General features: G+C 70.6%; 15 protein-coding genes and 4 tRNA genes. 13 read left to right on the top strand and 6 right to left on the bottom strand.

Annotated features, from left to right (window positions below; translation table 11 throughout):
* The first annotated feature begins 31 nt into the window (after nt 1–31).
* Nucleotides 32–298 (top strand): GlsB/YeaQ/YmgE family stress response membrane protein, encoded by a 267-nt coding sequence (locus ACIOC0_RS28380; RefSeq protein ID WP_402158592.1) that lies wholly within the window; start codon nt 32–34, stop codon nt 296–298.
* Nucleotides 299–407: 109 nt separating this feature from the next.
* Here ACIOC0_RS28380 and ACIOC0_RS28375 read toward each other — a convergent pair whose 3' ends face one another.
* A complete protein-coding gene (locus ACIOC0_RS28375) occupies nt 408–896 on the bottom strand; it encodes a YajQ family cyclic di-GMP-binding protein (RefSeq protein WP_352245279.1) in 489 nt (162 codons plus the stop codon).
* Between the two features lie 225 nt (nt 897–1,121).
* On the opposite strand from ACIOC0_RS28375, the gene ACIOC0_RS28370 reads away from it, so the two are divergent.
* Nucleotides 1,122–1,203: transfer RNA gene (locus ACIOC0_RS28370), tRNA-Tyr, on the top strand.
* 103 nt (nt 1,204–1,306) lie between these two features.
* Here the strand turns inward: ACIOC0_RS28370 and ACIOC0_RS28365 are convergent.
* Nucleotides 1,307–1,594, bottom strand: coding sequence for a hypothetical protein (locus ACIOC0_RS28365; protein WP_402158590.1), 288 nt, complete (start codon nt 1,592–1,594; stop codon nt 1,307–1,309).
* A gap of 102 nt (nt 1,595–1,696) precedes the next feature.
* Between ACIOC0_RS28365 and ACIOC0_RS28360 the strand changes: the two genes are divergently transcribed.
* A complete protein-coding gene (locus ACIOC0_RS28360; protein WP_402158588.1) occupies nt 1,697–1,909 on the top strand; it encodes a hypothetical protein in 213 nt (70 codons plus the stop codon).
* 24 nt (nt 1,910–1,933) lie between these two features.
* Here the strand turns inward: ACIOC0_RS28360 and ACIOC0_RS28355 are convergent, their stop codons facing one another.
* Both ACIOC0_RS28355 and ACIOC0_RS28350 read right to left on the bottom strand, forming a co-directional pair.
* Nucleotides 1,934–2,590 carry an SDR family oxidoreductase gene (locus ACIOC0_RS28355; protein ID WP_402158586.1) on the bottom strand — a complete coding sequence of 219 codons (657 nt, stop codon included), beginning with the start codon at nt 2,588–2,590 and terminating at the stop codon, nt 1,934–1,936.
* A gap of 120 nt (nt 2,591–2,710) precedes the next feature.
* On the bottom strand, nt 2,711–3,988 hold the full coding sequence (locus ACIOC0_RS28350; protein WP_402158584.1) for an amidohydrolase family protein: 1,278 nt from the start codon (nt 3,986–3,988) through the stop codon (nt 2,711–2,713).
* Nucleotides 3,989–4,251: 263 nt separating this feature from the next.
* Between ACIOC0_RS28350 and ACIOC0_RS28345 the strand changes: the two genes are divergently transcribed.
* From ACIOC0_RS28345 to ACIOC0_RS28320, 6 genes are all read left to right on the top strand, one after another.
* A tRNA-Thr gene (locus ACIOC0_RS28345) sits at nt 4,252–4,324 on the top strand.
* Nucleotides 4,325–4,370: 46 nt separating this feature from the next.
* Nucleotides 4,371–4,443: transfer RNA gene (locus tag ACIOC0_RS28340), tRNA-Met, on the top strand.
* 90 nt (nt 4,444–4,533) lie between these two features.
* Nucleotides 4,534–4,698, top strand: coding sequence for a 50S ribosomal protein L33 (rpmG, locus tag ACIOC0_RS28335; protein ID WP_003948671.1), 165 nt, complete (start codon nt 4,534–4,536; stop codon nt 4,696–4,698).
* A gap of 100 nt (nt 4,699–4,798) precedes the next feature.
* Entirely contained in the window at nt 4,799–5,251 is a 453-nt protein-coding gene (locus ACIOC0_RS28330) for a MaoC family dehydratase N-terminal domain-containing protein (protein WP_402158582.1), read from the top strand.
* A gap of 1 nt (nt 5,252) precedes the next feature.
* The gene (locus tag ACIOC0_RS28325; RefSeq protein WP_402158580.1) at nt 5,253–5,681 is read left to right on the top strand and encodes a MaoC family dehydratase; all 429 of its coding nucleotides are present in this window, start codon (nt 5,253–5,255) and stop codon (nt 5,679–5,681) included.
* Between the two features lie 70 nt (nt 5,682–5,751).
* Nucleotides 5,752–6,807: a UDP-N-acetylmuramate dehydrogenase gene (locus ACIOC0_RS28320; RefSeq protein WP_402158578.1), complete on the top strand. Its 1,056-nt coding sequence runs from the start codon at nt 5,752–5,754 to the stop codon at nt 6,805–6,807.
* Between the two features lie 213 nt (nt 6,808–7,020).
* On the opposite strand, the gene ACIOC0_RS28315 is transcribed toward ACIOC0_RS28320, so the two are convergent.
* A complete protein-coding gene (locus ACIOC0_RS28315) occupies nt 7,021–8,055 on the bottom strand; it encodes an adenosine deaminase (protein ID WP_402158576.1) in 1,035 nt (344 codons plus the stop codon).
* Nucleotides 8,056–8,184: 129 nt separating this feature from the next.
* On the bottom strand, nt 8,185–9,411 hold the full coding sequence (locus ACIOC0_RS28310; RefSeq protein ID WP_402158574.1) for a pyridoxal phosphate-dependent aminotransferase: 1,227 nt from the start codon (nt 9,409–9,411) through the stop codon (nt 8,185–8,187).
* A 295-nt stretch (nt 9,412–9,706) separates the two neighbouring features.
* On the opposite strand from ACIOC0_RS28310, the gene ACIOC0_RS28305 reads away from it, so the two are divergent.
* The 4 genes from ACIOC0_RS28305 to rplK all read left to right on the top strand — a co-directional run bounded on the left by ACIOC0_RS28305 (nt 9,707) and on the right by rplK (nt 11,752).
* A tRNA-Trp gene (locus tag ACIOC0_RS28305) sits at nt 9,707–9,779 on the top strand.
* A 105-nt stretch (nt 9,780–9,884) separates the two neighbouring features.
* On the top strand, nt 9,885–10,169 hold the full coding sequence (gene secE / locus ACIOC0_RS28300) for a preprotein translocase subunit SecE (protein ID WP_130441019.1): 285 nt from the start codon (nt 9,885–9,887) through the stop codon (nt 10,167–10,169).
* 79 nt (nt 10,170–10,248) lie between these two features.
* Nucleotides 10,249–11,127: a transcription termination/antitermination protein NusG gene (nusG, locus tag ACIOC0_RS28295; protein WP_402158572.1), complete on the top strand. Its 879-nt coding sequence runs from the start codon at nt 10,249–10,251 to the stop codon at nt 11,125–11,127.
* Between the two features lie 190 nt (nt 11,128–11,317).
* Nucleotides 11,318–11,752: a 50S ribosomal protein L11 gene (gene rplK / locus ACIOC0_RS28290; protein ID WP_130441023.1), complete on the top strand. Its 435-nt coding sequence runs from the start codon at nt 11,318–11,320 to the stop codon at nt 11,750–11,752.
* Nucleotides 11,753–11,761 lie beyond the last annotated feature (9 nt).

The raw sequence follows: 11,761 nt of genomic DNA, 5'->3' as shown, positions 1-11,761 counted from the left end.
AGCGCACAGCGCGGAAGGGCAGGTTCAGGGCATGAGCATCATCAGCTGGATCATTCTGGGGCTGCTGGCCGGCGTCATCGCCAAGGTTCTGCTGCCCGGCCGCGACCCGGGCGGTTTCATCGGCACGACCGTCATCGGCATCGCCGGCGCGTTCATCGGCGGCTGGATGTCGGCCCGCTGGCTGGACCACCCGATCAGCAAGGACTTCTACGACGGCGCCACCTGGGCCGCGGCGATCGGCGGATCACTGGTGCTCCTCATCGCCTACCGCATCCTGTTCGGCCACTCACGCGACTGAGAGGTCTCGCCCCCTGAGCGTCGTTCCCGCCGGCGCGCGGCCCCGGGAACACGCCGGGCGCGCCGACGGGCGGACACCCTGAGGCGTCCGCCCGTCAGCAAAGCCGTTCCTACCGGTAGTTCACGAACTGCAGGGCGAACTCGAAGTCCTGGCCCTTCAGAAGGGCGATGACGGCCTGGAGGTCGTCGCGGCTCTTGGAGCTGACGCGCAGCTCGTCACCCTGGACCTGCGCCTTCACGCCCTTGGGGCCCTCGTCGCGGATGAGCTTGGCGACCTTCTTCGCGTTCTCCTGAGAGATGCCCTCCTCGATCGACGCGAAGATCTTGTACTCCTTGCCGGAGAGCTGCGGCTCGCCCGCGTCCAGCGCCTTCAGCGAGATCCCCCGCTTGATCAGCTTCGACTGGAAGACGTCGAGGACGGCATTCACCCGGTCCTCGGAGTTCGCCTCCATCAGGATCTTGTCTCCGGACCACGAGATCGAGGCGCCGACGCCCTTGAAGTCATAGCGCTGGGAGATCTCCTTGGCGGCCTGGTTGAGGGCGTTGTCGACCTCCTGCCGCTCGACCTTCGAGACGATGTCGAAACTGGAGTCGGCCATGTCCTGTGGCTCCTTGTATCGGTGTGCGTATCGGGTGCGTGTCGGCGTCCGTGGGGCTGCCGCCGAGCCCGCCGAAAGCCGCGGGCCGCATCCGGACAAGCCTAGCCACCCGGCCGGGCCCGGGCAGCGCGGAATCGGGTGGCGAAGCACCCCTCCGCATCAGGTATCGTTTACGTCGTTGCCAGGGAGCACCGCCGAAAAGCGGGTCGAACGGCAGCAAACCCCGGCGGTGTGCCCGAGCGGCCAAAGGGAGCAGACTGTAAATCTGCCGGCTTCGCCTTCCCAGGTTCGAATCCTGGCGCCGCCACACGGGAACGAGGGGCCCGTGATCTGCTGTCACAGCAGATCACGGGCCCCTCGTCATGTGTTGATGGCGTCCCCAGCTCTCACCCCACAGGAGTGCGCGGCCCCTACTCCTCCGCGGCAGCCCGGTCCGGGGACTTCGCCGCCCTTCTCACCTCCGCCTCCACGTCCGTCCGCGGTCTGCCCGCCTCCTTGGCGAAGTCGGTCATCGCGGACCTCACGTCGCGGGCCAGGTCACGCCAGGCGCGCCAGGCGGTCTCGTAGGTGTCGCTCTGGATCTCCGACCAAGCGGCCGCCGTGGGCGCGCCGTAGGTGTCCCGCAGGTGCAGGACCCTCGCGTGGGCCTCGTCGGCCGCGCGCTGCTTCTCCACGAGTTCCTCGAAGGTATGTGCCATATGTACGGATGCTAGGGAGGAGCGCCGGGTTCCGCGCGACGAGCGACGCGGGCAACCGGATCGGACCGGATGCCGCCCCACCCGCCGGGGCACACTGACGGCATGTCCAGCCGTCGCAGAACCTGCCCCGAGTGCCGCCGCGAGATCGCCGTCGTCGCCGGACGGTTCGCCCGGCACGACCCGCCGGGCGCGCGGGGGAACGGGCAGCTCACCTCCTGCCCCGGTTCGCGCCGGACGGCACAACTCGGCGCGGCGCAGCCCTCCTTGGACGGATACGTCGTCCCCGAGGTCCCCGGGCAGCTGCCGCTGTTCTGACGCCCGGAGCCCGGGGAGCCCCGGTCAGTTCCCCGCGACCGACTTCACCGCCACCGACACCGGCGTCGACCCGCCGATCAGCTCCAGCGTCAGGCCGGCCGTCGCCGGGGTGTCCAGCAACTCCGCCAGCACGGCCGCCACGTCGTCGCGCGGGATCGAGCCGTGGCCCGTCCGCGCCTCCAGGCGGACCAGCCCGTTGCCCGGCTCGTCCGTCAGCGAACCGGGGCGCAGGACCGTCCAGTCGAGGGCGTCCAGCCCCCGCACGTACGCGTCCGCCTCGCCCTTGGCGCGCAGGTAGACGTCGAAGACCTCGTCGCCCTGGTGCCCGGCGTCCGCGCCGTAGGACGACACGATCACGAACCGCCGTACGCCCGCGCGCACCGCCGCGTCCGCGAACAGCACCGCCGCACCCTTGTCCACGGTCTCCTTGCGTCCCGTCCCGCTGCCCGGGCCCGCGCCCGCCGCGAACACGGCCGCGTCCGCGCCCCGCAGCCGCTCCGCGACCTCGTCGACCGAAGCCGACTCCAGGTCCAGTACGACGGGTTCGGCGCCCGCGGCCCGCAGGTCCTCGCCCTGCTCCGCCTTGCGGATGATCCCCGCGACCTCATGTCCGCGCGCGGTGAGCACCCGCTCCAGCCGCAGCGCGATCTGACCATGACCTCCAGCAATGACAATGCGCATGCTTTCGACCGTACGCCCGACCCACCCCTGCCGCCCCACGGGCGAACGCCCGTGCGACGCCCCGCTTCTCAGGCATCGCGCAAGACATGGCTCACCACATCGCACAAGACGTCGGCTCTCCTACGACAGCTCGCCCCGGCCCTGCCGAGGCAGCCCCAACTCCGAGGCCGGGCCCTCGGACAAAGCGCAGTACTCCCGCACCGCGCTGGTGCGCGCCACCACGCGCCCCGCGTGGATGACGATCCGGCTGTACGCCAGGGAGAGCGCGCTCGCCAGCCGGTCTCCGCGGACCGCCAGCAGGTCGGCCGGGAAGCCCGCCTCCACGCGGACCTCGGGCAGCCCGAGAGCGGCACGCGCGGACGTGCTCACCGCGTCGTAGGCGTCCTCGGGGCGCAGACCGTGGCGGGAGGCGAGACGGTAGGCCGCCTCCAGGGGGTCGCCGCGGCCGACGGGGTTCGACACGTCGCGCAGGGCGCCGCTCCCGGCCGCCACCCGGACGCCGGCCGCGCGCAACAGCCGTACGGGCGCGGTGCCCCGGCGTTCGACGGCCCCGCAGCCGCCCTGCGGGAGGCAGACCACCGTCACGCCGGCCGCGGCGAGCTGGTCGGCGGTGCGGGCCGCGGCCTCGGCGGGGAGGGCGGAGAGGCCGGCGCACGGGCCGAGGGACACGCCGGGGCGCAGACCGCCGGCCATGGCGGCGAGGCGGGCGAGCCGGGCCGGGTCGGCGGCGTCGGTGTGCAGGTCGACGGGGCGGCCGTACTCGGAGGCGAGCGCCAGGACGGTCTCCGCGTAGCCGGTCGGGTCGGGGTCGAGATCCGGGCAGCCGCCCACCACCGAGGCGCCCATGCGCACCGCGTCCCGCAGGATCGCGAGCCCTTCCGCCCCGGCCGGCCCGGTCAGCACCCGGGGCATCGCCACCGTCGTCAGCTCGGCGAGGCCGCGCAGCGAACGCCCGGCCTCCAGGACGGCGGCCAGCGCGCCGAGGCCCTGTACGTCGCCCACGCGTACGTGTGCGCGCAGCGCGGTCGTGCCGTGCCCGAGGTGCAGCAGCGCGGCCTCGGTGGCCCGGCGCCGGATGTCGTGCGGGGCGTGGGAGACGGGGCCGTCGGTGTCGGCGGACAGGGCGGTGTCGGCGTGCAGATGCGGTTCGGCGGGCGCGGGGAGGAGGAGATAGCCGCTGAGATCCACGCGGGCGCCGCGGGGCGATCCGGCCGCCAGGCTGCCCGCCGTGCCGACCGCCTCGATGCGGCCGCGGTCGAGCCGTACGTCCACGGTCCGGCCGTCCGTCAGACGCGCGCCGCACAGCAGGAGCGGGGCGGGCTCCGGCGGCCGGCCTGACGGGGAGGCCGAGGGTGAGGACGAGGACGGCCGAGGCGGGGGCGGCTGGCTGTCGGGCATCGCGCTCCTGGGGCATCGGCGGTGCGAAGGGCTCGGGCGCCCCGGCACATGGAGCACAGGCGCGGGGCAAGATCACGCAGAGTGAGTCGAGCCTAGGACGGAGCTCCGGCAGCGGCGGGGAGGAGCGCAATAGTCGTACCGGTGTGGTCCAGGGGCGGAAGGGGCGGTGGAGATCGCCGGGACGCCGGGGAAACGGCACCCGGCGGGGTACACGGAACGGATTTGGGCGATCGGCTGCGGACCGTGTAATGTCTTCATCGCTCGCCCCAATAGCTCAGTCGGCAGAGCGTCTCCATGGTAAGGAGAAGGTCTACGGTTCGATTCCGTATTGGGGCTCTGGTGTGAGAGGTTCCCGCCGCGAGGCGGCGCCCGATCGCATCAAAGCGGTGTAGCTCAGTCGGTAGAGCAAGCGGCTCATAATCGCTGTGTCACCGGTTCAAGTCCGGTCACCGCTACACACAGTAGCCGATTGCGGGGTCGGTCCTTCGATCGGCTACTCTTTCTTGCGTTAAATCAATCCTATCCGTTCGTCAAGGAGCACTCACGTGGCTGCCACCGACGTCCGCCCGAAGATCACGCTGGCCTGCGTGGAGTGCAAGGAGCGGAACTACATCACCAAGAAGAACCGGCGTAACAACCCGGACCGTCTTGAGATGAAGAAGCACTGCCCGCGTTGCAACGCGCACACCGCGCACCGCGAGACGCGATAAATCAGGCTCGTATGCGAGGCCGCCCCCGAGTGATCGGGGGCGGCCTCGCGTCGTTGAGAGACGCGTACCGTTCAGTAGAGCAACCAGGAGGTGCCGAGCCATGGCGCTCGACCAGTCCTTCGTGGGGCGGACCTACCCGCCCACCGAGCCCTACGAGGTGGGCCGGGAGAAGATCCGTGAGTTCGCGGAGGCGGTGGGGGATTCGAACCCCGCGTACACCGACCCGGAGGCCGCCAAGGCCCTCGGCCACCCCGATGTGATCGCTCCGCCGACCTTCGTGTTCTCCATCACCTTCAAGGCCGCCGGTCAGGTCGTCCAGGACCCGCAACTCGGCCTGGACTACGGCCGCGTCGTGCACGGCGACCAGAAGTTCGCCTACCGGCGCCCCGTGCGCGCCGGGGACCGCCTCACCGTCATCTCGACCATCGAGGGCATCAAGTCCATGGCGGGCAACGACATCCTGGACATCCGCGGCGAGGTCCACGACGAGGCCGGCGAACACGTCGTGACCGCCTGGACCAAGCTCGTGGCCCGCGCGGCCGAGGAGGGCTGACATGACGGCGACCATCTCCTACGACGACGTCGAGGTCGGCGCCGAACTCCCGGCGCGGAGCTTCGGCGTCACCCGCGCCACCCTCGTGCGCTACGCGGGCGCCTCCGGCGACTTCAACCCGATCCACTGGAACGAGAGGTTCGCCAAGGAGGTGGGCCTGCCGGACGTCATCGCGCACGGCATGTTCACCATGGCCGAGGCGATCCGGGTCGTCACCGACTGGGCCGGCGACCCGGGCGCGGTCGTCGAGTACGGCGTCCGCTTCACCCGGCCCGTCGTCGTCCCCGACGACGAGCAGGGCGCGACCATCGAAGTCAGCGGCAAGGTCGCCGCCAAGCTCGACGACAACACGGTCCGCGTCGACCTGACGGCGACCAGCGCGGGGCAGAAGGTCCTGGGCATGTCACGGGCGCTCGTACGACTGGCCTGAGCAGGCATGCGGCGGTAAGGGGCGTCCTCCATTGCGGGCGCCCCTTACCCATGCCCGTAGTCTTGGGCGCGTGCAGGAACTCCACGACGCCCCCCTCGCCCCGCTGACCACCTTCCGGCTGGGCGGCCCCGCCGCCCGGCTGGTCACCGCGACGACCGACGCCGAGGTGATCGCCGCCGTCCGCGAGGCCGACGCCGACGGCACACCGCTGCTGATCATCGGCGGCGGCTCCAACCTCGTCATCGGCGACAAAGGCTTCGAGGGCACCGCCCTGCGCATCGCCACCAGCGGCTTCGAGCTCACCGGCACCACGCTGGAGCTGGCGGCCGGCGAGGTGTGGACCGACGCCGTCGCCCGCACCGTCGAGGCCGGGCTCGCCGGCGTCGAATGCCTCGCCGGCATCCCCGGCTCCGCGGGCGCGACCCCCATCCAGAACGTCGGGGCGTACGGCCAGGAGGTCTCCTCCACGATCACCGAGGTGATCGCCTACGACCGTCGCGCCGGGGAGACCGTCGCCCTCACCGCCGCCGAGTGCGCCTTCTCCTACCGGCACAGCCGCTTCAAGGCCGACCCCGACCGGTACGTCGTCCTGCGCGTCCGCTTCGCCCTGGAGGACGCGGACGGGCTGTCGGCGCCTCTGAAGTACGCCGAGACGGCCCGCGCGCTGGGTGTGGAGCCCGGGGAGCGCGTACCGCTCGCCGACGCCAGGGAGACCGTGCTCAAGCTGCGCGCGGGCAAGGGGATGGTGCTCGACCCCGAGGACCACGACACCTGGTCCGCCGGGTCGTTCTTCACCAACCCGATCCTCACCGACGCCGACTTCGCGGTGTTCCACGCGCGCGTGAAGGAGCGGCTCGGGGACGGCGTCGAGCCGCCCGCCTACCCGGCGGGAGAGGGGCACACGAAGACCTCCGCGGCCTGGCTCATCGACAAGGCCGGGTTCACCAAGGGGTACGGCGACGGGCCTGCGCGTATCTCCACCAAGCACACGCTGGCGCTCACCAACCGGGGGGCGGCCACGACGGAGGATCTGCTCGTGCTGGCGCGGGAGGTCGTCGCCGGGGTGCGGGAGGCTTTCGGCGTGACGCTGGTCAACGAGCCGGTGACGGTTGGGGTGAGCCTGTAGGAACGGCGGTCACCGCGCGCATGTGGCACCCGGGGTGGATACCGGCGCACGGCGTGTGACGCAGCCCGGCGTTACGGGGTGCCGCTGCGCCCACCCTCCCCGACTCTCGGCTTCGCTCGAGCGGGGGACCCCCATCGCCCCAGCGGCACGACTGCCCGCAGCCGCGAGGGATGCGGCCGTCTCCCGGCTGCGAGGGGACGCGGCCGTCCGTCGCTACGGCGTAGCCAGCCAGTCGTCCACTCCTGACAGCAGCTTGGTGCGTACGTCCTCCGGGGCCGCTGAGGCGCGGATGGACTGGCGGGCCAGTTCCGCCAGCTCCTCGTCGGTGAAGCCCTGGTGATGCCGGGCCAGTTCGTACTGGGCGGCCAGGCGGGAGCCGAAGAGCAGCGGGTCGTCGGCGCCCAGCGCCAGCGGCACGCCCGCGTCGAACAGCGTGCGCAGCGGCACGTCCTCGGGCTTCTCGTAGACCCCCAGCGCCACGTTCGAGGCGGGGCACACCTCGCAGGTCACGCCCCGCTCCGCCAGCCGCTCCAGCAGCCGCGGGTCCTCCGCGGCCCGCACGCCGTGCCCGATCCGCGAGGCGTGCAGATCGTCCAGGCAGTCCCGCACCGACGACGGCCCCGTCAACTCGCCCCCGTGCGGCGCGGACAGCAGCCCGCCCTCCCGCGCGATGGCGAACGCCCGGTCGAAGTCACGGGCCATGCCCCGCCGTTCGTCGTTCGACAGCCCGAAGCCGACGACGCCCCGGTCGGCGTACCGCACCGCGAGCCGGGCCAGGGTGCGCGCGTCCAGCGGATGCTTCATCCGGTTCGCCGCCACCAGCACCCGCATCCCGAGCCCCGTGTCCCGCGAGGCCGAGTCCACGGCGTCCAGGATGATCTCCAGTGCCGGGATCAGCCCGCCCAGCCGGGGCGCGTACGAGGTCGGATCCACCTGGATCTCCAGCCAGCCCGAGCCGTCCCGCACGTCCTCCTCGGCGGCTTCGCGCACCAGGCGCTGTATGTCCTCGGGCTCCCGGACGCAGCCGCGGGCGGCGTCGTACAGACGCTGGAAGCGGAACCAGCCCCGCTCGTCCGTCGCCCGCAGCTGCGGCGGCTCCCCGCTGGTCAGGGCCTCCGTCAGCGTCTCCGGCAGGCGCACGCCGTACTTGTCGGCCAGCTCCAGCACGGTGGAGGGCCGCATCGATCCGGTGAAGTGCAGGTGCAGATGGGCTTTCGGCAGTTCAGAGACATCACGTACACGCTCCATCTGGGAATCCTGCCGTACGCGGGCGCCGTTCGGACAGTCGATTCCCCGAACGTGGTCTTGCTCGCACAAAGCAGCGGGCCGCCTCCCGGAAGAGGCGGCCCGAAAGCTACTCGCGTGAGTAGGTCGACGTCAGTCGGTGGCCTCCGCCAGGAGCTTCTGGATCCGGCTCACGCCCTCGACGAGGTCCTCGTCGCCCAGCGCGTACGACAGCCGCAGGTAGCCCGGCGTGCCGAAGGCCTCGCCCGGGACGACCGCGACCTCGGCCTCCTCCAGGATGAGCGCCGCGAGCTCGACGGTGTCCTGCGGGCGCTTGCCGCGGATCTCCTTGCCGATCAGGGCCTTCACCGACGGGTAGGCGTAGAACGCGCCCTCGGGCTCCGGGCAGAGCACCCCGTCGATCTCGTTGAGCATCCGCACGATGGTCTTGCGGCGCCGGTCGAAGGCCTCGCGCATCTTCTCGACGGCCGACAGGTCACCGGAGACGGCGGCCAGCGCGGCGGCCTGGGCCACGTTGGAGACGTTGGAGGTGGCATGCGACTGGAGGTTGGTCGCGGCCTTCACGACGTCCTTCGGGCCGATGATCCAGCCGACCCGCCAGCCGGTCATCGCGTACGTCTTGGCGACGCCGTTGACCACGATGCACTTGTCCCGCAGCTCCGGCAGGATCGCCGGCAGCGAGGTGAACTTCGCGTCGCCGTAGACCAGGTGCTCGTAGATCTCGTCCGTCAGCACCCACAGGCCGTGCTCCACGGCCCAGCGGCCGATCGCCTCGGCGTCCTCGGCGCTGTAGACCGCGCCGGTCGGGTTGGACGGGGAGACGAAGAGCACGACCTTCGTCTTCTCCGTGCGCGCCGCCTCCAGCTGCTCCACGCTCACCCGGTAGCCGGTCGTCTCGTCCGCGACGACCTCCACGGGGACGCCGCCGGCCAGCCGGATCGACTCCGGGTACGTCGTCCAGTACGGCGCCGGGACGATGACCTCGTCACCCGGGTCGAGGATCGCGGCGAACGCCTCGTAGATCGCCTGCTTGCCGCCGTTGGTGACCAGGATCTGCGACGGGTCGACCTCGTAGTCCGAGTCACGCAGGGTCTTCGCGGCGATGGCGGCCTTCAGCTCAGGCAGACCGCCCGCCGGCGTGTAGCGGTGGTACTTGGGGTTCTTGCAGGCCTCGACGGCCGCCGCGACGATGTAGTCCGGGGTCGGGAAGTCGGGCTCGCCGGCGCCGAAGCCGATCACCGGACGCCCGGCGGCCTTCAGGGCCTTGGCCTTGGCGTCCACGGCGAGGGTGGCGGACTCGGAGATCGCGCCGACTCGGGCGGAGACCCGGCGCTCGGTGGGAGGGGTTGCAGCGCTCATGAGGCCCATGGTTCCAGACCGGAAACGAGCCGGGCACGCGGGTTTCACAGACTGAACAGGTACGGGCAAACCCCTGAACATCCGTACGGATCGTCGACCGGGCCCACGCGGTGGCCTGGGTGATCTTCCGGCCGTTTCCCGACGATCTTGCGCGGATGGCGCTCCACGGGCCGCTTTCCGTTCGACGGAGGGCCCGGGACCACGTACACTCCTACGTCGTTGGCCTTCGACAGCCGTGCCGCAACGGATGCACACCGAGCATCCGGGTGGATGCGGTACGTTGGGGGACACACAAAGGGTCGTAGCTCAATTGGTAGAGCACTGGTCTCCAAAACCAGCGGTTGGGGGTTCGAGTCCCTCCGGCCCTGCTACACACACCGCCAGGATGTGTGCGCATGTACGTACAGCAATGCACCGCCGTGCGGCTCAAACCGGGCGCGGCACGGCCACGACCCGGGAACAGGTGAGGACGAATGGCGGATGCCGTGGGCTCCATCGACACGCCTGATGCCCAGGACGAAGTGCCTGAGACGCAGAAGGCGCGCAAGGGCGGCAAGCGCGCCAAGAAGGGCCCGCTGAAGCGGCTCGCTCTCTTCTACCGCCAGATCGTCGCGGAGCTCCGCAAGGTCGTCTGGCCCACGCGGAACCAGCTGACGACGTACACGACCGTCGTGATCGTCTTCGTCGTGATCATGATCGGCCTGGTGACCGTGATTGACTATGGACTCAGCCACCTCGCCAAGTACGTCTTCGGCTGAGCCAAGAGCGAAGGGCGCCGGGTGATCGGCGCCCCTTTCGCGTGTTCCACCCCTATGTATCCAGGAAGAAGCAGCCACCGTGTCTGACCAGAACCTGAACGACGCCATCGAGCCGGACCAGGCTGACGACGAGCTCGACATCGTCGAGGGCGCTGACGAGGACCTGGACGAGTTCGAGGCTGCCGACGCCGAGGCCGGGACCCCTGCGGAGGAAGCCGCGCTGCACGTCGAGGGCGACGAAGAGGAGGGCGCCGACAGCGCCGCCGCCGCCGACGACGTGGACGCCGAGGGTGCCGAGGCCGTCGCGGAGGACGCGGCCGAGGAGGAGCCGGCCGAGCCGGTCGACCCCATCGCCGCCCTGCGCGAGGAGCTGCGCACGCTGCCCGGCGAGTGGTACGTGATCCACACCTACGCCGGCTACGAGAACCGCGTGAAGACCAACCTGGAGCAGCGCGCCGTCTCGCTGAACGTCGAGGACTACATCTTCCAGGCCGAGGTGCCGCAGGAAGAGGTCGTCCAGATCAAGAACGGCGACCGCAAGACCATCCGCCAGAACAAGCTCCCCGGCTACGTGCTGGTGCGCATGGACCTGACGAACGAGTCCTGGGGTGTCGTCCGCAACACCCCCGGCGTCACCGGCTTCGTGGGCAACGCCTACGACCCGTACCCGCTGACGCTGGACGAGATCGTCAAGATGCTCGCCCCGGAGGCCGAGGAGAAGGCCGCCCGCGAGGCCGCCGAGGCCGAGGGCAAGCCGGCTCCGTCCCGCAAGGTCGAGGTCCAGGTGCTGGACTTCGAGGTCGGCGACTCGGTCACCGTCACGGACGGCCCGTTCGCCACGCTGCAGGCCACGATCAACGAGATCAACGCCGACTCGAAGAAGGTCAAGGGTCTGGTGGAGATCTTCGGCCGCGAGACCCCGGTCGAGCTCAGCTTCGACCAGATCCAGAAGAACTAGCTTTTTCTGGACCCCCTGCCTCCGAACAGGTCAGACAGGCTGATGAGGCCGGTCTGACCTGCTCGGTTTTTGGCCGCGCATCTATACCCGCTATCGTTGTGCGGTATGCCTGCGTCCGGAGCGGCTTGTCGGCTTTCCGGACGGTGTTCCGAACGCGGGCAGGACCCGAACCGAAAGGACCCGGAGAGCAATGCCTCCCAAGAAGAAGAAGGTCACGGGGCTCATCAAGCTCCAGATCAACGCCGGTGCGGCCAACCCCGCACCGCCGGTCGGCCCCGCGCTCGGCCAGCACGGCGTCAACATCATGGAGTTCTGCAAGGCCTACAACGCCGCGACCGAGTCGCAGCGTGGCTGGGTGATCCCGGTGGAGATCACGGTCTACGAGGACCGCTCCTTCACCTTCATCACCAAGACGCCGCCGGCCGCGAAGATGATCCTCAAGGCCGCTGGTGTCGAGAAGGGCTCGGGCGAGCCCCACAAGACCAAGGTCGCCAAGATCACCCAGGAGCAGGTCCGCGAGATCGCGCAGACCAAGCTTCCCGACCTCAACGCCAACGACCTGGACGCCGCCGCGAAGATCATCGCCGGCACCGCGCGTTCCATGGGCGTCACGGTCGAGGGCTGACCTTCCCAG

It is taken from the genome of Streptomyces sp. NPDC088254 (genome assembly GCF_044740925.1).
Lineage (GTDB): Bacteria > Actinomycetota > Actinomycetes > Streptomycetales > Streptomycetaceae > Streptomyces.
This window is presented reverse-complemented; position numbering and strand designations above follow the sequence as displayed.

Excerpts from the sequence above, each read along its gene's own strand:
- ACIOC0_RS28350 (WP_402158584.1), bottom strand. The coding sequence starts at position 3,988 with ATGCCCGACAGCCAGCCGCCCCCGCCTCGGCCGTCCTCGTCCTCACCC.
- rplK (WP_130441023.1), top strand. The coding sequence starts at position 11,318 with ATGCCTCCCAAGAAGAAGAAGGTCACGGGGCTCATCAAGCTCCAGATC.
- ACIOC0_RS28365 (WP_402158590.1), bottom strand. The coding sequence starts at position 1,594 with ATGGCACATACCTTCGAGGAACTCGTGGAGAAGCAGCGCGCGGCCGAC.
- ACIOC0_RS28360 (WP_402158588.1), top strand. The coding sequence starts at position 1,697 with ATGTCCAGCCGTCGCAGAACCTGCCCCGAGTGCCGCCGCGAGATCGCC.
- ACIOC0_RS28330 (WP_402158582.1), top strand. The coding sequence starts at position 4,799 with ATGGCGCTCGACCAGTCCTTCGTGGGGCGGACCTACCCGCCCACCGAG.
- ACIOC0_RS28315 (WP_402158576.1), bottom strand. The coding sequence starts at position 8,055 with ATGGAGCGTGTACGTGATGTCTCTGAACTGCCGAAAGCCCATCTGCAC.
- ACIOC0_RS28355 (WP_402158586.1), bottom strand. The coding sequence starts at position 2,590 with ATGCGCATTGTCATTGCTGGAGGTCATGGTCAGATCGCGCTGCGGCTG.
- ACIOC0_RS28380 (WP_402158592.1), top strand. The coding sequence starts at position 32 with ATGAGCATCATCAGCTGGATCATTCTGGGGCTGCTGGCCGGCGTCATC.
- ACIOC0_RS28375 (WP_352245279.1), bottom strand. The coding sequence starts at position 896 with ATGGCCGACTCCAGTTTCGACATCGTCTCGAAGGTCGAGCGGCAGGAG.
- secE (WP_130441019.1), top strand. The coding sequence starts at position 9,885 with ATGGCGGATGCCGTGGGCTCCATCGACACGCCTGATGCCCAGGACGAA.
- ACIOC0_RS28325 (WP_402158580.1), top strand. The coding sequence starts at position 5,253 with ATGACGGCGACCATCTCCTACGACGACGTCGAGGTCGGCGCCGAACTC.
- ACIOC0_RS28310 (WP_402158574.1), bottom strand. The coding sequence starts at position 9,411 with ATGAGCGCTGCAACCCCTCCCACCGAGCGCCGGGTCTCCGCCCGAGTC.